Annotated in this window: 12 protein-coding genes; 5 read left to right on the top strand and 7 right to left on the bottom strand. The window is 54.4% G+C overall.

Features of this window, described 5'->3' with window-relative positions; translation table 11 throughout:
* Nucleotides 1-113 precede the first annotated feature (113 nt).
* From KP707_RS10225 to KP707_RS10245, 5 genes are all read left to right on the top strand, one after another.
* A complete protein-coding gene (locus KP707_RS10225) occupies nucleotides 114-953 on the top strand; it encodes an aromatic ring-hydroxylating dioxygenase subunit alpha (RefSeq protein ID WP_211502966.1) in 840 nt (279 codons plus the stop codon).
* On the top strand, nucleotides 950-2,281 hold the full coding sequence (locus tag KP707_RS10230) for an amidohydrolase family protein (RefSeq protein WP_211502965.1): 1,332 nt from the start codon (nucleotides 950-952) through the stop codon (nucleotides 2,279-2,281). Before KP707_RS10225 ends, KP707_RS10230 begins: the two co-directional genes overlap by 4 nt.
* A 12-nt stretch (nucleotides 2,282-2,293) precedes the next feature.
* Entirely contained in the window at nucleotides 2,294-2,788 is a 495-nt protein-coding gene (locus tag KP707_RS10235) for a nucleoside deaminase (RefSeq protein WP_211502964.1), read from the top strand.
* Nucleotides 2,789-2,940: 152 nt separating this feature from the next.
* Nucleotides 2,941-4,302, top strand: a complete 1,362-nt coding sequence (locus KP707_RS10240; RefSeq protein ID WP_211502963.1) for an 8-oxoguanine deaminase — start codon at nucleotides 2,941-2,943, stop codon at nucleotides 4,300-4,302.
* A 232-nt stretch (nucleotides 4,303-4,534) separates the two neighbouring features.
* The gene (locus tag KP707_RS10245; RefSeq protein ID WP_211502962.1) at nucleotides 4,535-6,169 is read left to right on the top strand and encodes a S10 family peptidase; all 1,635 of its coding nucleotides are present in this window, start codon (nucleotides 4,535-4,537) and stop codon (nucleotides 6,167-6,169) included.
* A gap of 75 nt (nucleotides 6,170-6,244) precedes the next feature.
* Here the strand turns inward: KP707_RS10245 and KP707_RS10250 are convergent, their stop codons facing one another.
* The 7 genes from KP707_RS10250 to KP707_RS10280 all read right to left on the bottom strand — a co-directional run bounded on the left by KP707_RS10250 (nucleotide 6,245) and on the right by KP707_RS10280 (nucleotide 22,071).
* Nucleotides 6,245-7,423, bottom strand: coding sequence for a serine hydrolase (locus tag KP707_RS10250; RefSeq protein ID WP_211506734.1), 1,179 nt, complete (start codon nucleotides 7,421-7,423; stop codon nucleotides 6,245-6,247).
* Between the two features lie 147 nt (nucleotides 7,424-7,570).
* Nucleotides 7,571-8,917 (bottom strand): autotransporter strand-loop-strand O-heptosyltransferase, encoded by a 1,347-nt coding sequence (locus KP707_RS10255; protein ID WP_215751597.1) that lies wholly within the window; start codon nucleotides 8,915-8,917, stop codon nucleotides 7,571-7,573.
* On the bottom strand, nucleotides 8,914-10,098 hold the full coding sequence (locus KP707_RS10260; RefSeq protein ID WP_211502959.1) for an autotransporter strand-loop-strand O-heptosyltransferase: 1,185 nt from the start codon (nucleotides 10,096-10,098) through the stop codon (nucleotides 8,914-8,916). The genes KP707_RS10255 and KP707_RS10260 overlap by 4 nt, the downstream gene beginning before the upstream one ends.
* Nucleotides 10,099-10,100: 2 nt before the next feature.
* Nucleotides 10,101-11,912 (bottom strand): fatty acyl-AMP ligase, encoded by a 1,812-nt coding sequence (locus KP707_RS10265; RefSeq protein ID WP_215751598.1) that lies wholly within the window; start codon nucleotides 11,910-11,912, stop codon nucleotides 10,101-10,103.
* Entirely contained in the window at nucleotides 11,909-18,262 is a 6,354-nt protein-coding gene (locus tag KP707_RS10270) for a type I polyketide synthase (RefSeq protein WP_215751599.1), read from the bottom strand. Before KP707_RS10270 ends, KP707_RS10265 begins: the two co-directional genes overlap by 4 nt.
* 59 nt (nucleotides 18,263-18,321) lie before the next feature.
* Nucleotides 18,322-19,773, bottom strand: coding sequence for an AMP-binding protein (locus KP707_RS10275; protein ID WP_211506737.1), 1,452 nt, complete (start codon nucleotides 19,771-19,773; stop codon nucleotides 18,322-18,324).
* A gap of 117 nt (nucleotides 19,774-19,890) precedes the next feature.
* The gene (locus KP707_RS10280; protein ID WP_211506738.1) at nucleotides 19,891-22,071 is read right to left on the bottom strand and encodes a Hint domain-containing protein; all 2,181 of its coding nucleotides are present in this window, start codon (nucleotides 22,069-22,071) and stop codon (nucleotides 19,891-19,893) included.
* Nucleotides 22,072-22,533 lie beyond the last annotated feature (462 nt).

The raw sequence follows: 22,533 nt of genomic DNA on the forward strand, positions 1-22,533 counted from the left end.
TTATCTCATTTCACAATAAGAATTTTCCGGTTTATCAATATTCTGTATTCCATCAATGCCGGGGAGCATGATTAACTCTTCCCATCCGTCACCAGCAGCAGGTTGCCCGTGCCATGACCAGCCCCGATCCAGAGACGTTATCACACTGGTATCCTGTGGCTATGGTCGGGGATCTGACACATGCGACTTTCCAGACCATGCTGCTCGACCGGATGATTGAGATCTCCCGCGACGAAAACAATGCGTTTCAGGCGCTCTGCGGCAATCGCCCCCTCCCCGTGCAGGAACGCTACGGTTATCTCTGGACGTCTCTTGGAGAGCCCGTCCGGGATATCCCCGCCATTCCCGAGGCCGCTGAGCCAGACCGCCGGCTGGTATGTTGTGGGTCTATTGCCGTACATTCGTCAGGCCTAAGGGTCGTCGAAAACTTCCTCGATATGGCCCACTTCCCCTTTGTTCATACCAATATCCTCGGGGCAGAGCCTGAAACCGAAGTTCGGCGATATCAGATCGAAACGCGTGAAGACGGTGCAGAAATCTGGGCAACCGACTGTACATTCTTCCAGCCTCAGGCGGCACTCTCTGCGTCCGGCGGGATTTTAACTGACTATACCTATCGAGTTGCCGCGCCGTTCTCGACGCTTCTTTATAAAACCTGCCCGGCCTCTCCCGAAAGACAGGACGTCATCGCTCTGTTCGTCCAACCGATGACCGCAACCCGTTCCCGGGCGCACCCAGTGATGTTCCTGATCGACGACAGTTCCTCACTGGGCGGACTGGTTGAATTCCAGCAATTCATTTTTCTTCAGGACAGGATCATTCTTGAAAACCAGCGCCCTCGCCTGATGCCATTGGACGGAAAATATGAAATTCCGACCATGGCAGATCGTTCGTCCGTGGCTTACCGGCGCTGGCTTAAAGGAAAAGGCGTGACGTATGGTGCGCTGTCGTGAGTGCATTTGTCGTCACCGGCCGGACGCTGGCATCCCGAACGCCGAAGGAAACCGTTCTGGAAAATGTGGCTCTGCTGGTTGCCGACGACGGGATCATTCAGCGTCGCGCAATCTGCGGCACACAGGCCTATCAAGACCTGCAAAGCAGTGAAACGCTTGTTCACCTGCCAGACGACACTCTCCTAGTTCCCGGCCTGGCAGATCTACACATTCATGCGCCTCAATGGCCTCAAGCTGGCACGGCTCTGGATCGTCCGCTGGAAGAGTGGCTTGGCACATACACCTTCCCTCTAGAGGCCCGCTATTCGGACGCAGCCTTCGCAGCCACGGTTTATGAGGACCTGGTTCAAACCCTTCTGCGAAATGGCACAACCACCGCGCTCTATTTTGCCACGATCCACGAAGAAGCCAGTCTTGTTCTTGCCCGCACCTGCCTCAAATGCGGGCAACGCGGGTTCGTTGGACTGGTGGCAATGGATCATCCGGACCTGTGTCCGCCAGACTATCGTCAGGCCAGCGCTCAGGATGCTCTCGATGCAACCCGACGCTTCATTCATGCCGTTCGAGCCTTGCCAGGCAACGAGGCCGGTCTGGTCCAGCCCGTTATTACGCCTCGCTTCATTCCTGCCTGCTCCGACGCACTGTTAAATGGTCTTGGCGCACTTGCCGCAGAAATGAATATCAAAGTGCAGACCCATGCGTCAGAAAGCGACTGGGAGCATCATCATGTTCTGAAGAGAACAGGCCAGACAGACACGTCTGCACTGGATACTTTTGGTCTCCTACGAGACCATACCATCCTGGCGCACGCAGGGTTCCTAAACCAGAATGACCGGACACTGGTCAAAGAGCGCAACGCCGGACTTGCCCACTGCCCGATTTCTAACGCCTTTTTTGCAGGAGCAGCCCTTCCCGTTCGCGACGTTCTCGATGAGCACGTTCACTGTGGGCTGGGAACAGACCTTTCTGGCGGGTATTCTCCGTCCATCTTTGAAAATGCGCGGCAGGCCGTTCTGGCGTCCCGGATGCTGGAAAGCGGGACAAACCCGGAAATTCCGCCGACAAAACGTGGCCTCCCTAACCACAGGATAGATTTTCAGGAAGCGTTCTGGCTTGCAACACGAGGCGGCGCGGAGGCTCTCGGGGTGCCAAGTGGACAACTCCTGCCCGGACAGGCGTTCGATGCGCTGGAGCTTCGCTGCACGTCAGGCAGTCTGCGATTATCGTCGCAAGACAGTGCGGCCAGCTGTGCCCAGAAAATTGTCTGTTATGCTTCGCCTGAGACGATTGATCGTGTCTGGATAAACGGCCGTCTGGTCAAGAAATAAGGAACTGATTGCATGATTACAGAAACAGACGATCTGCGTTTCCTCCGTATGGCGTTCGATGTTGCCAGGAAAGCACGTGACGGCGGGGATCATCCGTTCGGATCTATTCTCGTGGACGAGACAGGCGCTGTTCTGATGGAACAGGGTAATGGCTACAGCGCAGAAGGATGCGACATGACAGCCCATGCCGAGCGTCTCCTCGCCAGCCGGGCCAGCAAAGCTTATGGGACAGAACGCCTGCGCCAGTGCACGCTCTACAGTTCTGCAGAACCCTGCGCGATGTGCTCAGGTGCCATCTACTGGTCCGGGATCGGACGCGTGGTTTACGGCCAGTCCGAAAAGGACCTGAAAGACATGACCGGCAATCACGCGGAAAATCCCACACTGGATCTCCCATGCAGGACCGTCTTCGCTGCTGGCCAGCAGCCGGTGGCCGTCGTAGGGCCCCTGCTGGAACAGGAAGCCGCCGCATTGCAGGCAGAATTCTGGGCGGCACATGGCTCGTGACAGCAGGACGAACCTGATGCTACGATAAGCCTTTCTCGCCCGCTCAAAGCAAGTTTGATGACGATCCGGACTTCGCATCTCCGGAACAGGGCCTTCTGCGAAAGCCATGAGTGATCATGGCTTGCTGATGGTTATTGGGAAAGGATGCCGCAATGACGGTCAACCTCCTCATCACAAATGCTTCTCTGTACATTGATCGGAATTGGGAAATCCCAAATGGATGGATCGCCATCAAAGACGGGCGCGTTCATTCCACAGGTCACTCCGGAGAAGCTGCTCCACAAGCAGAAAAAATCATATCGGCTAATGGAAAGCTGGTAACGCCGGGCCTGATCAATGCCCACCATCACATGTATCAGAATCTCACACGCTCCTATGCCCCCGTAACCAACGGGACGTTGTTCGAGTGGCTTCAGGGATTGTATCCGCTCTGGGCCGGACTGGACGAAGAGTCTGTTTACCTCTCAACAGCGGTTGCAATGATTGAGCTGCTGATGGGGGGCTGCACGACATCCATGGATCACATGTATGTCCATCCCAAGCCCTTTCTGATCGACGCCCAGTTTCGTGCGGCCAAGGATATAGGCTTTCGTTTCCACGCCACTCGCGGCTCCATGACGCGATCCGTAGAGGATGGAGGACTTCCACCCGCATCTGTCGTGCAGGACGAAGAGACCATTCTGGCAGACAGCGAAAGGCTGGTAAAAACCTATCATGATGCCTCTCCAGGCGCGATGGCTCGAGTGGCTCTGGCGCCCTGTTCTCTGTTCAGCGTCTCCGAAAGGATCATGACAGAATCTGCCGCCATGGCAGACACATATGACCTCAGGTTACACACCCATCTGGCAGAAGATCACGATGAGGACCGCTATTGTGCGGAGGTCTATGGCTGCACACCGACAGAATATTTCGAACGCGTAGGTTGGGCTAGCCCTCGCTCTTGGGTGGCACACTACATTTACCCCTCCTCTGACGAAATCGACCGTCTGGCGCATGCTGGCGTCTGCACAGCGCAGTGTCCCTGCTCCAACATGATGATTGGAGGCGGCTCTGCGGATGCCATGGATATGCGGCGTCGTGGGATGCGTGTGGGGCTTGGTTGTGATGGTTCAGCTTCGACAGACCATGCATCGCTCTGGCTGGAGACCCGTATGGCGCTGCTTCTGGGTCGTTTCCGCAATGGGCCACATTCCATGACGGCCCGAGACGCTTTGGATATGGCCACACGCGGTGGAGCGGCCTGCCTGGGCTGGGATGATGAGATCGGGCATCTCCGTCCCGGGGCGTGTGCGGATCTGGTTATCTGGCAGATGTCGGACATTTCCCTTGCAGGAGCTTTGACGGACCCCGTGGAGGCGTGGCTTCGCTGCGCCCCGGCGACTGCCGGAACCACCATCATCAACGGCAAAATTCTGGTTGAGAACGGGCAGCCTGTGCTGAAAAATCTGGGGGATATTCTTGGGGCTCATCGCAAGGAGGCCATGCGCATCCAGCGTTTGACGCCCGCGGCCTGAAACAGAGCTGAACGATGATCTGGAAATCCGTCTGGATCATCATTCCGCTGTAGGAAAACGATCGTTCTGAAGATTGCGAAAATATTATTTTCAACGAAAAGAGTGCGGTATGCCCGTGTTTCGTCAGACAGAACGTGACAGTTCAGAGGTGCCGCATTTCCCTCACCAGATCCTGAACTTGTAACGGTTCCGTATTCCTTACAAAATCATTTTAATCTGTAAGGAGTTACCCATGCGTTCAGGCATCCTGACCCGTTCTTTTCTTGCTGTCAGCCTGCTGGCAGCCACCTGTCTCACAGCTCACGCGGAAGCCCCCCTCTCTGACAACGTCAAACAGGCTGAAACGGCATCGCAGTTTCTGACAACACCCCAGAAGGTTGTATCAGACGGGGCTGTAACCATTCGTGGTCAGCACATTCCTTATCAGGCCGTCACCGGCACGCTGATTGTGCATGCCCAAGGGTGGGATGATTCCGATATCGGCCCCAGCGATTCAAAAGCTGAAAAGAAAAACCCGGACGCCGTCGCTTCCATTTTCTATGTGGCCTATTTCAAGAAGGGCGCGCATGCAGAGAACCGCCCGATTACGTTTGTTTATAATGGTGGTCCCGGTTCTTCGAGTGTCTGGATGCATATGGGTGCTTTTGGCCCACATCGTATCGTCACCGCAGATGACAGCCACACCGCAGCGGCCCCGTACAAACTGATTGATAACAATGACAGCCCGTTGGATGCCACGGATCTTGTCTTTATTGATGCGCCAGGTACTGGTTTTGGGCGCCTTGTCGGAAAAGACAAGGAAAAAGCCTTCTACGGTACAGATCCGGACGCCGCAGCCTTCACGGACTTCATTGCTCAGTTTCTGACCCGTTTCGGACGGTATAACTCTCCCAAATACCTGTTCGGAGAAAGCTACGGCACGACGCGCTCAGCAATCGTCGCCAACCAGTTGGCCTCTGAAAAAGGCATCGATCTGAATGGCGTTATGCTGTTGTCGCAGATTCTAGATTACGACAATTCGATCGACAACGTGAAATCAAACCCCAGTGTTGATCAGCCCTATGTTCTCGCCCTGCCTAGCTTCGCTGCCACCGCCTGGTATCATCATAAGTTGCCAACGCAGCCCAAAGACCTGAAAACGTTCCTCAGCGAAGTCGAACATTTTGCGCTTACGGACTATACCAGCGCCCTTCAGGACGGCACCGCCATCTCAGACGAAAAGCTGGAACAAACGGCCCAGAAGCTGCACCAATATACGGGCCTTCCCGTCGACTACCTGAAGAAAGCTGACCTACGCGTCAGTGGTGGCGAATTTGCCAAAACCCTGCTCGGCGATGACGGAATGGATACAGGCCGTCTGGACAGTCGCTTCTCCGGGCCTGCCATTGATCCACTGGCGCAGACCCCTGACTATGACCCCCAGTTTGCCGCGATGCAGTCAGCCTATGTATCCGCCTTCAACGATTATGCGCGCAATACGCTTCATTACGGCACAAACCCGGCTTTCAATGACGGCTACGAAGAATACAAGGTCAGCGCCCATTCAATCGGCAAATGGGCCTTCGTGCACAAGCAGCCAGGAGCCGGTCGGCCAGCCAAGGGCGCGCCAAACGTCCTGCCGGATCTTGCAAGCGCCATGAAACAGAACCCGAGCCTGAAGATTATGCTCAATCAGGGATACTACGATCTTGGGACGCCCTTCTTCGAAGGTATCTACGAGATGCAGCATCTCCCGATCCCTCACAAGCTGGCCTCAAACATCGAAATTCATCAGTATGAGTCCGGTCACATGGTCTATGCCCACGCACCAGCCCTCACTGAACTCCATGATAATGTTGTCAACTTCATCAACAAGACGCATGGCTAACACCATTCCGTCTTGACGATTAGGCGACGCTAAAAGGCAGACCTATCTTTGACAGGTCTGCCATTCAGAACATGATCAGGTGTGTGCTGCTACGCCCAGTGCCCGAGCAGCGTCTGTGGCAATATCATGCCGGAGTTTCACGACACTGTGGCCCCCGGACGGATGAACCCGATTGGTCAGAATGAGCACATAACTGTCACTCTCAGGGTCAATCCAGAGCGACGTCCCCGTAAAGCCGGTATGGCCGAATGATCTCGCCGAAAATAGATCCCCTCTTGGGGAGGAATAGTGCGTGGCGATATCCCATCCCAGTCCTCGCAGATCAGTTTTCCCAGCGGGCTGTTGTGGGGTTGTCATCAACTCCAATGTACTTCTTTGAAGCGGAAACGTGCTGGGACGACCAGCGAGACGATCCAGTAACGCCTGTGCATACAGGCACATGTCCTGCGCATTCGAGAAAAGCCCCGCATGCCCTGCAACGCCCCCCATGCGGCGGGCAGTCGGATCATGCACGACACCACGCAACATGTGATGCTGATCATCATACTGCGTAGGCGCAATATCAGGCTGTAAGGAAGCGTCCGGCTGGTAACCGGAGTGCGACATTCCCAAAGGCGTTAGAATATTGTCAGCGACATACTGGTTCAGAGGCTGACCTGTAACCTTTTCCACGATCAGACCCAGCGTAATGTAATTGATGTCGCTATAGACGAACTTTGCCCCCGGCGGATTAGCAAGCGGCGATGTCATGGCAAGACGGACAGCCTCCGCTTTTCCACTCCATGGGCTATCAAGCGGCACATCCGGGGGGAGACCCGAATAATGGGTCAGCAGAAGCCGCAGGGTGACAGCCGATTTTTTGTTGGCTGCGAACTCTGGAAGATAACGCACGACCGGATCGTCAATATTGATTTTTCCGTGTTCCACCAACTGCATGACAGCCAGAGCCGTCATTGTTGGCTTGGTCAGCGACGCCATATCGAACCGGGTTTCCCAAGTCATGGGCTCACGAGTAGGAACCAGAGCCCGGCTTCCATACACATAACGATGTGCAACCTCGCCATTATGACCAACAGCAAGAACAACGCCGGGAGTCTCTTTGTCTTTCACGGCCTGTCGCGCCAGGGCGTCTACTTTGGAGAACCTTCCCTCACTGGAAGAGGCACATCCCACCAGAGCGCTACAGGATAGCGCTGCACCGCCGATCAGAAACTGACGCCGACTGCTGCGCTCTTTGGTCAATGAATAAAGCAATCTGGCCTCCTGCTTCCCGGTTCTTCCGGATACGTAAGAACCGGAACAGTAACGCGGTTCAGGGAGAGCGCAAGCGAGACAGCTTCAGGGGATAGGTTAAAAAGGACTCCCCGAGCTGCCCCTTGCGCGGGAAGAGCGTTTTATAATTCACTCTGAAGGACGATGCGCACTCTCTCGCGGGTGTTCACGCATCACTGCTTTGATAGTCCGGATGACCTGACCAGATGTGATATTCCGCGTACATTCAAACTGACGACTGGTGCCCGCATGACGGGGGCAGAAAAGAAAGTCACTATGGATGAACGGATGCCGAATATCGTGCCAGCAACTGTTGCAGGTGTTGGGATTAAAAACCCGGTACGGTGTCTGAAATTCGTTTATCGGATGTGTAAATCCGGAAATCATGACAATGGGTATGTCAGCCGCCCAGGCGAGCCAGGAGAGACCGCTCGACAGGCCCACAAAAAACTCTGCGTGCTTCAGCCACTGAAGACGTTCGCGAAGAGGCCGGGCGCCAGTCTCATCTTCCGCGTTATGCGGGATCTGGTTCCAATGAAGGCCCTGCCCATACTTTATTTCTCGGTCGATGCAGATAACGCGGTACCCTGACCGCTTGAGAAACTCCACGACATCGTACCAACCCGTCGGGTTATTCCAGTATTTGCACTGGGCACTGGCCTGACTGGCGATGACAACATAAGGTTCTGCAATCGGTCTTTCGTCAGGAATATCCAGATGTAGAGGCTCTTCCTCGGGAGAAACCCCGAGAATATAGCCTGCGGTTCTGTGCAATCCAACAATCCGGAAGTCAGCAGGTTGCCAGGTGTTATCTTCATCCCCGAAGAACAAACCGATGTAATATGTGGCGTAAAACTCGTCTTTTAACGTGCTGAACTCCTGCTTTTCAACAAATCTGATATCTGGGTATGACGTGGAAAGTAGTTCTTTCATCTGCTCCGATACCATCACTGTGAGTTCGCATGAATGGTCTCGTGCAAAACGCACAGCATATGGCACCCAACCAGCTGTATCGCCGATCGTACTGCCTGCCATAAGAATGGCTATTTTTTTACCCTGAGCGTCATAGTCGTGAGAGAAAACGAGCATCCCTGCTTGGAAGACTTCGATTCTTGCGTTCAGGTAATGCTTTTTTCGGCTTTGAAAGGTCGCATCACTCCCCTCACCGTCAAAAATAACCGTGTCCGTATCAAGATCAGTAAGCCGAACGCGCCATATCCCTTTGGGAACCGTAACACGGACCCCTTGGTTAAAATCATAACGAATACCCGCAGGCCCTTCCTGCGTTGCTACGTTTGAAGGGCTCGGAAATGTCGCGGTCTCGATTGATGACGCAGAAACGGCAGCCGCATCTAATTTCGAGACACTGTCAGTCTCATTAGACGGATCTACGGCAGGCGGCGTCGCAACAGGCTTACTGGAATGTCCCGCAAGCATGATTGACTGGAAAATGTCATTCGCTTTTGCAGTCGTCATTCTGACACTCCCCCAAAATCGGGAATTTTCATGATTGTGTCGATTACCTGCTGCGAAGAAATCAGTCGGGTACATTCGAACTGTTTGTCAGTGCCACTCTGCCGCGGACACCAGAGATAATCGGCTGGATCAAGCTGGCAGCGAATATCATTGGAACACCCATTGCAGGCATTCCAGTTAATCACGCGGTAGGGTGTTTCAAACTCATTGTCAGGCCGCGTGAAGCCGCTGATCAGTACAATAGGCGTACCGACCGCCCACGCAAGCCAGCTTAAACCGCTGGAAAGCCCAATAAAAAACTCCGCATGTCGCAGCCATCTCGCACGTTCAGCAAGAGGCAGCGCGCCTGTGAAATCTTCCGCCCCATACGGGATATTATTCCAGATCGTGCCGACGCCGTTGACCCGGCTCCTGTCGATACAGATGACTCGATAGCCATGCTTTTTCAGGAAACGGATTGTCTCCAGCCAACCGAACGGATTGTTCCAGTATTTGTTCTGGGATGTCGCCTGGGTCGCAATGCAGACATATCGTTCCGCAAGAGGCCTCCCTCCTTCCATGACGTCAACATCGGGTGGGCGTGATGTCCTCGAAAGGCCCAGAATAAGAGCCGCATTATTTTCCAGGCCTGCTTCACGATAATCTACCGGACTATGGTTGCGGGCAACGTCATTATAAAAAATCAGAACTTTATAAGAGGCGTAATAGTCTTTTCCTGCCTCTTCTTCATTCGATACAAGCCGAATGTGAGGATACACCGGGATGAGCAGAGTGGCGATGTCCGGGCGCACCATACATGTCAGCTGACATTCGTGTTTGCGGGCAAACTCTGCCACCTGCCCGAACCAAGCGAGATGATCACCGATGCCACCTTCCCGCATTCGGACGAGAACGGGTTGATCCTTCAGGTCCATTTCATACGCAAAGAAGGGTTCGCCGTCTTTTGTAATCTCGATCTGATAGCGCAGGTAATATCTTTTTATGCTCTGTACGATCCCCTGAGACACGTCCTCAGAAAATAAAACCGTGTGCGTATCCAGATCTTTCAGGACAACATGCCAATTACCAGCAGGCAGAAGAACGCGGCATCCATCGTTAAAATCGAAGCGAATACCTCCCGGCCCTTCCTGCGTCGGCACAATGGAAGCGGGTTGAACTGGAGGCAGTGAGGGGCTGCTCATGCTCACATTTTCCCCTCTGCAATTTTCAGAATACGCACTTGGCCAGACCCGGCTGGACTATGAGTATATTCGCCAAGGATCGGAATATTGCCCTGAAGAAGCTCCTTCTTGGTTTCCGCCACTCTGATTTTTCCGCTTGGCGTTTTCAGGATCGCACTGGCACGCAGGAAAACGACACGGCAACGCCGCGTCGGAAAATGTGTGCAGATCGCCTCGCCGATAGCTTTACCCAGTTGCGTCAGGTCACCATCCGATCCCGATGCCAGTTCTGTCACAAGAACAAGCGACGTTTTGTCTTCAATGGTCTCATCAAAGACTGCCGTTGAGAATAGCCGAATATCGGCCTCGAACGCTCCCAGACAAGCAATAATATCTTCCGGATCGAGAACACTGTCACCGAGTTTGATCCGATTATCCTGGCGGCCAGTGACATAAAGCGTTCCATCCAACAGAAAACCGCGATCTCCCGTTCTCAGAAAAGTCCCCTCTTCGCCCGCAACATGTCCTTCGAAAACTCGACTGTTTTCTACAGGTCGGCTCACATACCCCGTTGCGACGCCAGGACTATGAATACGAATTTCCCCAACGTCTCCATCTGGAAGCGCTGTTTCAGTATCCCCATCGGCAATTCGTACGATAATGTCAGCTGGTGGCCTGCCGCAGCCTGCTAAAAGGCGCCTGTCGAGGATATCGCGCGGCGGGAGAGCATAACCATGTGCAAGACCGTTACGGGAAAACTCCCGAAACGACACGCCTTGCCCACGCTCACTGGCCGTGACCAGCAAGGTCGCTTCTGCAAGGCCATAACATGCAAAAAACGCACGTTCATCAAACCCGGATGACGCAAAACGTTCTGTAAATGACTGCATCGTCTCTGCGCGGATATATTCTGCCCCGTTGAACGCTACTTCCCAGCAGGACAGATCCAGCGACGCAACGTCTTCGGGAGCGATAGATCGCACGCACATTCCGTATGCGAAATTCGGGCCGCCGGAGAGCGTCGCCCTGTAACGACTGATAGCCCGCAACCACCGTATCGGTTTTTCAGCAACAACTTCTGGCGGCAACAGAATACAACGCCCTCCAGTTGCCAGTGTCATGAGGGCGCCCCCGATCAATCCCATGTCATGAGAGAGAGGAAGCCAGTTAACGCCGCAATCGCCCTGCCGATACCCAAAAGCCTCTGCCTGACGGAACAGGTTATGCGCGATATTGCGATGCGTGAGCAGAACACCCCGTGGTGTCCGTGTAGAGCCCGACGTGTACTGAATAAGCGCAACATCCGTTGGTAAAGGATGTACCACACTCTCGTGCTTTGCAGACGGGCGGATTTTGTCTGTCGGGATCCACAGAAACCGCGAACCATCGACCTTGTCGGGGCAAACTTTCTGAAATTCGGTGAGAATGCTGCGGTTGCCGATAACCGCCGCAGCCTCAACATCATCTCTCAGCGCGACAAACCGGTCCCGCGCGCCAAACGCTTTGGGATACACGCCTGAAACCGGTACCAGCCCCGCGCACAGACACCCGAGAAGCCCCCGAATATAATCAAGGCTGCTTTCATACAGCAAAAGCACCCGAGCACCGGGCTCAAGCATTCGCTTCAGCCATACAGCCAACGCCGTAGCCTGCGCAGCAAGCTCAGACGCCGTTACAGTATCCGTTTCATTTTCGCCGTCTCCCAGCAAAGTATAGACTTTGAGGTCCGGCGTTCTGGCGGCATGAAAGAACAGCGCATCAACGATCGTGCTCCGCTGCCAATCCAGTATTTCCTGTCCATCAGCGTCAAGAACCGTGGCAAAGGACTGTGTCATGGGAGTTGCGCCGTCTGGCCGATCTTGACCCTGTTCAAAAGAAACTGGGACATTTTCCGGATACTTTCATCACGTGCGAGAACAAGGATGGAGACTTCGACACCAAACTCTACCCGCAGAGCCGTTTGAAGTTCAACGCCGGCCAAAGAGTCGATCCCAAGTTCGGACAAGCGTGCACGGTCATCAATGCTTGTCGGCTCCAGATGCAATGTCTGGGCAATCAGAACCTTCACCTGCTCTACAACATAAGGAAGACGTTCATCTTCCGGCAATGCCGAGAGTGTGGCGAGCCGCTCACTGGTCGCTCCATTACTGGTATCCGCCAGGCGAACAAGTGAAAAGCGGGCCAGCGCGTTTGCCCCGGGAACAATCTGCGCCCATTTCTTCCAGTCAATCTCAACACAGGCAACTTCGGGCAACTCTAGCGCAAGCATTTCCGGCAAGTGGGCCAACGCATCATGAGCCGGCATTCCCTTAAGACCGGCGGCCTCTAAAGCCCGGGCTGCAGTCTCGTTCCGGCTTAGCATGCCCACATCTGCAATCGCTCCCCAATCAACCGCGAGAGCTGCCTCTCCATCCTTCCAGCGATTGGCCGCTACCGCACCCAGAACGGCATTGGCGGCGATATAAGCGCTCTGGCCGACGTTCCCCAGCACTGTAGTGACAGACGAAAACAGCACGAAATAATCCAGGTCCATGCCTTGAACCAAACGGTCAAGGATGATTGCGCCCTGGGCTTTTGCCTCAAGAACCCGGCCAATCCGCTCTTCGTCCAGATTTTGGACAAGCGCGTCGTCCAAAATCCCAGCACAATGAAAAATGCCACGAATTGGCGGGAGATTACTCGTAAAGGCAATTTCCTCGAAGACATCCTGCATAGCCTCTTCGTGCGAGACATCGACCTGGATGGTATGAATGTGCACGCCTGCGGCACGCTGGATTGCCAATTGCTCGCTCACCCCGGTTTCCTCCGGTGTTCTGCGACCCAGCAGAACCAAGTTACGAGCGCCCTGTTCAATCAGCCATTCAGCGGTTGCCCAGCCAAAGCCACTCAGGCCGCCTGTAATAAGATATGTTTTTCCATCCGACACCTGTGGCTGTGGCCTCGGCAAGGGCGAGGCTTTGAGGTCGTCCAGATCAGAGTAATCAATAACAACCTTGCCCATGTGCTTGGCAGACGCCAGCAGGCGGAATGCTCCGGCGGCATCGCGCGCAGGAAAGCTTTCCAAAGGCAAAGGTTGCACGTCTCCGCTTTTGGATAGCGCAGCCACATCTGACAGAAGGGACCGCATCAGCGCGGGCCGCTCCAGCATCATCCGATCAAGGTCGAGTGAGAAGAAAGATAGGTTTTCATTGAACGGAGCGAGGGGCAATCCGCGTTTTTCAATGATGTCCTTTTTTCCGATTTCGACAAATCGGCCATAGGGAGCCACGATCGACAAACTGTGCGTCTGCCCCTCTCCGGGCAAGGAGTTCAGAACGACATCAACACCGCGCCCCTGCGTGACGTCTCGGATCCCTTCTGCAAATTCCAGCGAACGGGAATCCCAAACGCCCTCACATCCGAGTTCTTTAAGATACTGCCGTTTCTCCGGGCTTCCCGCAGTTGCAAAAATCCGGGCTCCCACCCGTTTCGCCAACTGGATTGCCGCCAGACCAACGCCACCAGTCCCGGAATGGATCAGGACTGTTTCACCCTTTTCAAGATGCGCGAGACGGCACAGACCATAATACGCCGTAATGAACGCCACAGGCAGCGTGGCGGCCTCAAGTGGCGACCCAAGCCCTTCAATGGGAAGCGCAAAAATGCTTTCTGCGTCAGCAGTGAAATGAGACGCAAAACACCCCGGCCAGGAGACGAGATATCGTTCGCCCGGCGCAAAATCCGTTACGCCCTCGCCGATAGCAATCACCTCAGCAGAGGCTTCCATGCCAAGGCTTTCGCCATGGAACGTATCATCCACAACACTTTGCGGAATAAGGCCGGTCGCTTTCAGAATGTCCTTGAAATTCAGTGCTGCAGCGAGCGTTCGAAACAGGACCTGACCTGGTTGCAAAGGATCTGCGACAAACCGCTCATGATGCAGCCTATCCAGCGAACCATTCGATGCACTCACAAGACGGACCCCTACAAGCCGTCCATCCGCCGTTTCGTTGGGATGATAAAGCGTCGGCACAGGTTCAGGCTTCGTTTCCGATGGGGTCAGTCGCCCGACAGCCCGCAGACCAGGGCGGAGGACGATATCGTCCTCCGCATCCTGCTGAACAATTTCCGCACAGAGCTGCTGCAACGTAGCGTCGTCAACCATTCGACCGATATCGACAAGGCGAAGCGCAAGATCCGGCCGCTCTGATGCGACCCCTCGTGCAAAACCCCGGATAGCGGCCTGCCCTGTATCCAGATCATCACTTTGAATCGCTTCCGCAGAAACCGCCCCGCGCGTGACGATCAGGCATTTCGGCGCAGCTTCACCGTCTTCCGAAACCCTGATCGCCCTGACGAGCCGCAAGATCTCTGCAATGCCCTGTTTTCCGGTTGCGTCTTCGATAGGTGAGCACAGATAAAGGATTGCATCATTCGTTTGAGCCAGCGCCTCTGCCAGGGCCGCCTGATCCACATCATCGATCTTCAGGGTATCAACCATAATCCCCTGGCCAGCAGAAACGTGACTGAACTGCTCCAGCAGAGGTCCATCACGCCCCAAAACCAGTGCTGTTAGAGGCTCCGCAAAATGCGGAAGCAACTCCGTCTGAACCCACGCCGGGCGATAGAAACGACGGACATTCTCCGCCCCCATACCTGCAGCGACCAGCTTTCGAATAGCCCGCGCCTTGAAGCCGAGGATTTCGGCAACAGGCTCACCCGCTTCTGTAAAGAGCCGGATATCGCCCTCAATGCCGGTTTCGGAACGACGTTTTAGAGCGGCATGAGCCAGAAGGACTTTATGGTGTCCTCCACGATATACGACCTGTCGCGCGCCTGTCGGAACGAAAACTCTTTCTTCCGCAGCGCTGTATCCAGCACCGATCAATGCCTGGAAAGCACCATCAAGCAGTGCCGGATGAAGAAAATACTCTGCGATGCTCTCAGCATCTGCCAACTCCAGACGCGCGAAGGCAATACCTTCACCGGCCTTCAGCTCTTTGATCGTCTGAAAAGCCGGGCCATACGAGAAGCCATGCTCTGCAAGTCTCGCGTAGAACGTTTCTGGTAGAATTTCGTGTTTGAGATCGGCTTGTAAGCTCTCAGGAGCCACTGGGCCTGCTGCCCATGGCACACTCGTCAAAACACGGAGCTTAGCGTGCTGAATCCACTCTTCTTCACCATCGTCGCCATGAGACGATGATACCGTCAGAACGCGCGTTTCTTCATCAAATGCCCATTCGACAACAGGCGGCGTCAGGCTATCCAGAAGGAGGGCCTGACCGATTTCCAGATCTTCCAGAATTGCGGCATCAGAGCGTTCGATCTGACGATGTAAAGCCAAGCCGCCTTCAATATAGCCCGCAGCTGGAAACAGGCAGATCCCGTCCACCTTATGATCGGGCAACCACGGCATGTAGTTGCGATTGATGTCCGCAAGCCAACCCGGCCGGGATGCGCTGACTGGAATACCGAGAACCGGATGAACGGTTCCATCCAGCCGATCCTTGCGCGAAACCTCAGTTTCAGACCAGAACCGGCTTCGAGACCACGCATAATGAGGAAGGTCCGTCCGATGCCCTCCCGTCAGCAGAGACCAGTCCAACGGCACGGCGGCCATGTAGAGTTTGGCGATACTGCGCGCTATGGCTGTATCTTCCGCGTCTTTGCGGCTCAGGCTGGCAATGACGGCAACGTCCCCGTCAACCTGCTGCGCTGTTTCCCTTATCAAACCGCCAAGCACCGGGTGTGCACCAATCTCAAGGAAAACCCGGTGCCCATCACCCATTAAGTTCTGAATAGCATCATGGAACAGGACGGGCTGCCGTGCATTTCCGTACCAGTATTCCGCATCATGAAGAGCATCGTCAGCCCAGCGCGTACCCGTTACTGTTGAATAGAGCGGAATGTTCGGGTTTATCGGAGCGAGCGCGGCAAGCGGGTTCAGAAGATCATCACGGATCTCTTCCATCAGGATGCTGTGATAGGGGACTTCAACTCTGAGAAGGCGATTGAACGTGCCGTCCTGATCACATCGCGCAGCAAGCTCTTTAAGTGCGGCCTCTTCACCCGCAAGCGTCGCAGACTTCGCGCTATTAAGAGCGGCGACCGACACCCGGTCTTCATAGCCTGGAAGTAATTTTTCGGCAGCCTGCCTGCCAGACATCCCAATCGCGAGCATCGCGCCGCGTCCGGCCAGACGCGCCTGTTGCTGGCTCCGATGAAAGATAACAGTTACAGCATCTTCAAGAGACAGGGCGCCAGCGATGTAACTCGCAGCAACCTCACCCACGCTATGGCCGACGATCGCCGCGGGTGCCACGCCATGAAAACGGAAGAGCTCGGCAAGAACAACCTGAACCATAAAGATGGCCGGCTGGGCGACAACCGTTTCATCAATGCGGGAATGTTCCGCAGGCTTCAGGATTTCATCCAGAATGGACCATCCTGCAAGCGCAGAAAACAGGCTATCGATTTGCTGAATAGTGCTGGAAACAGGTTCAGGGGCCTGCCTGAGAATATGCTGCCCCATGCCCTTCCATTGGGAGCCCATTCCTGAAAACACAAAGACAGGGTGCTGCATCTCACCATTTCGACGCCGCCCCACCGTGACCGCTGGTGAAGATTGCCCCTCAGAGAGCGCTTTCAAGCCTGCAATCAGCTCTTCCCGATCCCGGCCGGACACGACGGCCTGCATTGGGAGGCGCGTCCGGTAGGTTGCTGCAGAAAAACAGACATTGGCTACGGACGGAGACGCAGAAGATGCCAGAAGACTTGCATAAGAGCGCGCAAGTGTTTTCAAAGATGCGTCTACGAGCGCATTCACAGGCAGCAGGAAACACCCAGATGGCATCCTAACGATCTCTGCCAGCCTTTTCTGAGGCTGGTCAGCTTCCGTCGGTGCCCTGAGAAGCGCAACTGCGTTTGTTCCGCCATACCCAAACGAATTGACGCCTGCATAGACCATTCCGGCCTCAGCCTTCAGCGGGGTGAGAGTGTCTTGAGCGACTTTCAAATGAAGATCCGCGAACGGGATTGCAGGATTAACCTGTGTGAGGTTCGCCTGCGGCGGAATAGCACCATGTTTCAGGCAAAGGAGCGCCTTTATAAGCCCGGTAACACCGGCCGCGGCTTCCAGATGTCCTAGATTGGCTTTGATGGACCCAACAATTAGGGGACTGTCTGAGGCACGCTTGTGACCAATTGCCGTTCCCAACGCACGCGCTTCAATAGGGTCGCCAACTGGTGTGCCGGTACCATGTGCTTCTACATATCCAATCGTGGCGAGATCGATGTGCACCTTTTGAGCCACCTCTTCGATAAGCGCACGTTGAGCATCTTCGCTCGGCATTGTTAATGACAGGGTACGACCGTCCTGATTGACGCCCGTTCCCGCGATCACACCATGAATAACGTCTCCATCCCGCTTTGCGTCCGCAAGTCGCTTGAGCAGGACGATGCCAGCACCCTCCCCGCGGCCATAGCCATCCGCATCAGCAGAAAAGCTTTTGCAGCGCCCATCAGCCGCCAGAAAGTGCCCTTTGGACATGGTGATGGAAGCTGGTGGAGCAACCATGATGTTGACGCCACCGGCCACGACGACATCAGTTTCCCCATTCAGCAGGCTGATACGGGCCTGATGAATGGCCACCAATGATGATGAGCATGCCGTATCGATAGACATGCATGGTCCCTGAAGACCAAGATTATGCGAAATACGCGCGGCGAGCATCGTGGCTGACGCTGCGGTTGCGGCAAAATGATCCGTGATCAGGGGCCGGTTAAGTGGGGAACCGCAAGCAACGAGCCAGTCCAGAGAAAACGTTCCGATGAAAACACCGGTGCGGGTTCCTGCCAGAGCGGCAGGAAGAATTCCGGCATTTTCCATCGCCTCCCAGACGACTTCCAAAAGAAGCCGCTGCTGAGGATCCATGAGAGTGGCTTCACGCGGCGAAATACCGAAAAACAACGGGTCCATTTCATCGATCTTCTGATCAATGAATGACCCACGTCGCATATAGGTCTTGTTGGGGGTTTCGTATTCAGGATCGTAAAAACGCTTGATACCCCACCGATCGGCCGGAACATCGGATGTGGCGTCGCCTTGTTTACACAAAAAGCGCCAGAGAGCCTCGGTTGTCTCTATTCCCCCGGGAAGGCGACATCCGATCCCGACGACTGCCACTTCATGTCCGTAATCGATCATTTAAAACCCGCTTTTTGTCTTCTAATCTGTATGGAACGGAGCATATAAAATATTATTGTTCAGGAGGGTTTGACTGCCTTCTGTAAAGCCACTCTGTCAGGCTGGCCGTCCTCGGTCCGGGGAAGAGCATCAATCCACACAGCCGCCGCATCCGGCAGATTGGGAAAATCCTGCCTCATCCATTTTGAAAGCAGTTCCAGGTTAAAATCATCTTCTGTCACGAGAGCGACCCATGGCATCGGAAGTCCCTGATCATCAGGGACAACAAACATCGCGCCATCCTTGACACCGGCACATGCCAGAAGGCGCGCGTCCAACCTCTCCAGATCGAACTTGTCCCCGCCAAAACTGATCAGATCGTCCGCGCGGCCCCGCAGGTGTAATGTTCCATTCGCGTCCACAAAACCGGTATCACCAGGGTAGAACCATCCGTCCCGAAATTGTATTGCAGTCGCAACCGGGTCCAGATCGTATCCGCCGATAACCCCAGTGCCGCTGACACGAATGCGCCCCACTTCACCGGCAGAAACGCGTTGATGATTTTCGTCCACGATCTCCAGTCCAACCCAGGGAAGTGGCTTTCCAACCTCATCATCGCTGGACTGAACGTCCGTCGAGACAATGGTAATCACTCCACATTCATCAGCGCCGTAAACAACCTGAACATTCGGGGTGAGCTTTTGCCGGATGGAGGCACAAAGCGCTTTTGGTAACTTCCCTCCCGCAACCGTCAGAAACAGATTGTCCAAGGGACTCATGCCGGGTGGTAGCTGAGAAAGTATGCCCTCCACATGCCGAGGAGAAACAACGGCAACTGTCGGAATATCCTGGCTGAAGACGAGCCCTAACTCGGAACCCGTCATCATTTGCAAACGCGTCCCGGCTACCAGGGCAGAGAGAATGATGAGAAAGCCGCTAGAAGTCTCCGCCCCCAGCGTCGGTAAGACGCGCAGGTTTTCAGGACGATGGGTGTGGGACAACACATCCTGAAACAGCACATGATAAACCGCTGTTTCTACGTATCGCGATGTCAGGGCGATACGACGCGCATCCTGGCTTGTCCCGCCGGCTACAGAGAAACGCACGACGTCGTCAGGCTGAACTGTGATGGTTTCAGCACATTCTGCCCCGGTCTGGCAGACATGCTCAAACCAGGCGTCGTTCAGTACCAGAACCTGTTGCTCGAGCCCGTCGACAGGCTCATCAAGCAATATGATGTCCGGAGACAGGATTTTCACAGAGCGGTGGAAGTTCGCATCCACATATCCCGGCAACGAAGCCGAGGGTATTCCGAGCCGGGCCAAAGCAAGAATGAAAACCCAGTGTCTGTATGGATGTACGCATCGAATGGCCACAACTGACGGGAGAAGATCCCGAAGTTGAAAAAGTGCGTTGGCAACTCGGCTGACATCGTGGGAAAGCTGATCGAAGCTTGCTTCTCCCTCAAACCAGCTCATCGCAATTGAGGCCGGATGTCCGGCTGCATATTTCAGGGCCAGACGTTCAAACATATTGCGTCAACCTATTCCTCGGAACTCTATGAAAATCCTGCAAATAGAAAGAAGGAAGTAACGTGCGTTCCTGAAACGCACGTTACTTCCATTTCGTTCAACTTTCTAAGCAGTTTTTCAGGATGCGATGACAGCTACGTTGTCAGTCTCATCTTCAAGCAGGTATGGCCCTGCATTCTTCACTTCAATTGTCAGAACAGCAATCGAAAGATCCTGACGCGCAGGAAGCTTCAGAACAGCGTTGCCATTCGTCCACCGAACGCCACCCTCTTCGCGGTTGTTCCAACCCGACAGCTCGTCTTCCGTGATGTGTGCAGTCAGGCTCTTCTGACCGTTACCTGCCCAGAGGCTGATACCCCCGACCAGAACGCCAAGGTAACGACGGTCATCAACCACCGGACCAAAGACATCGGCCGGACGAGACGCACGGGACATGATACGGACTTCGTCAACGCCAGCAGGAAGCATGAAAACAAAGTCACCGTTTTCTGCACGACGTGCCGCGTTAATCCGATGACCAGCAGGCGTCACAAGATGCAGGTTGGCATCTTCGGTTACAACAACGGGCTTCCGCTGGTCTGGAATGGACATTTCTACAGCGCGTTCTTCAAGTGCACGGTAGATTGGCTCAACCAGATCACGCGTCACTGCCAGCGGTGCCGCTGCATCAACACTCCACTCACGAACCGGACCACTGACAAGACGGACAACACCACCCTGCTGACCGAATTCACGACGGTTTCCAGTGTCCAGATAGCTTTCGCTGAGGGCACCGTTGGACCACAGAATGGAATGATTTTCCGTCTCGACGTGGAAGTACTCGTAGTTCGTCATTGTCAGATCGTAGAAAACGCTACGACCGTTAACGAGCATACGTGCCGGGACGAAGCGCCCTTCGAAATACAGGCAATGCTCGGGAGTAACCACGAGATCCTGATGAGGCACGCCAGGAGAGATAGCATCCTTGAGGATACGGACAGGATATCCAGCCTGATCAACCGGCAGATCCGTACGAACCTGCGCCGTGCGATGACCAACCCAAGTGATAGGCTCAATGACTTCACGACCAGCCACATATGTGATGGCGCGGTCACCAATCTGAAGATCCTCGACGCGCTTTTCGCCATCTTCTGTAAGGATCAGCGTCCCGGCGCAGAAGCAAACGAATGTTGCAATCGTGCTGCCATCGGTGTCACGGCCAATCACAAAATAGTCGGTGCTCTTGAAGGTGCCACCAAACGTTGTCTGCCAGGTGGAACCACCTTCGGAAATCGTAAGGGTGTTACCGTCAAGCTTGACAGTGCCGCCCGAAGCGTAGGTCAGCGTATCGACATCGATAACTGCACCCTGAGCAACCTGTGTTCCAGACAGGACAGCGCCAGCAACAACTGTGAGCGAGCCGCCGGACGAGACTGTGACGTTGTAAGACGTTGCACCGGAAGCAACAGATTCCTTGCCGCCGCTGAGCACTGTGCCGCCAGAAATGACACCACCAGACAGCACGCTCTCCGTACCGCCAGACGATACAGTCACGCTGGATGCAGTTGCGCCACTTGAGACAGTAAGCTTGCCCCCGGCGCTCACGACCGCACCGCGGAGAATAGCGGCAGCATTCAGCTGAACCACACCACCAGAAATGTTTGTCGCACTGATGGTAGCGCCACCGCTCGCAACCGTCGTACCACCAGAGGCAACAATCGTCCCACTAGTGATAGCACCACTATACAGGTTCTGAACGCCACCACTGTTAACAGTGTTGCTGATCGTGAGGCCACCGGCAGAAACATACTGACTGCCCTGGATCAGGGATCCCCGATCAGTACCACCACTCGTGATGATTTCCTGTGCCCCAGCATGCAAGGTGCCAGCCGAGACAATGCCAGGCCCACTTAGATTTGTCAGTCCCTTGGACGTCAGGATCGCAGAAGCAGACGTGTTGAGCGACTGATCGCCAACAAAAACTGCGCCACCTGCTGCTACATTATAATTCGTAACGGTTCCACCGTTAAAGGCCAGAACTGCGGCAGAGTTTCCAACCGTTGCGCCAGTAATGGTACCGCCGGAAGCAAGCAGAGCGCCCGCAGACGTCGCAGAGAGATTTGTTCCGACGTCGCCAGTTTGAGCTATAATAGCTCCGTACTGCGCCGCAGTAGAACCAGAAAGCGTATTATTTATTAGAAAATAGGATTCATTAACGGTCACATCTCCAAAAATATCTGTCGATGTAGAGCCCGATATTGTCCCACCATTAGCAAGTGAGTACTGCCGAGTACTATTATACGTTGTTCCGCCAGCCATGCTTAATTCCTCCATCACCAGAAGCGTTAAGCATTTATTAACGAATTATAAATTGTTAATCCGTGCTCAGCGCCGGAATCGAACATAAGGTAGTACGTTAATTTTAATCAATAGGAATCATTGATGATGTTGATATAAAAAAAACCAAATAACTATCGATTAACGATATCGGTTATCGTTCCGCAAATTTCGGCGTAAATTAATCGTCATACGGTATGGGTCAAGGTAAAATTCTCGGCATCATTCTCAATTTCTTCCACGCTCATGCAGCATATTGATCAATATCAAATTAGCCGAGTGCTCGACCTCAGAGCCATTACAATGCGACATGCGCGCAGCCGCACAGCACGAGCCGATGCTGCGCGGCTTGCTCTTTATGATTGCTTTAAGGGTGCTGTTACGAAGTAGAAAGGCAAACTACAGGCCGTTTACCTATCAAGCAGATGGGCGCGCATCGCTTTA

Origin of the sequence: Gluconobacter sp. P5E10, assembly GCF_018812145.1 — a bacterium.
Taxonomy (GTDB): domain Bacteria; phylum Pseudomonadota; class Alphaproteobacteria; order Acetobacterales; family Acetobacteraceae; genus Gluconobacter; species Gluconobacter cerinus.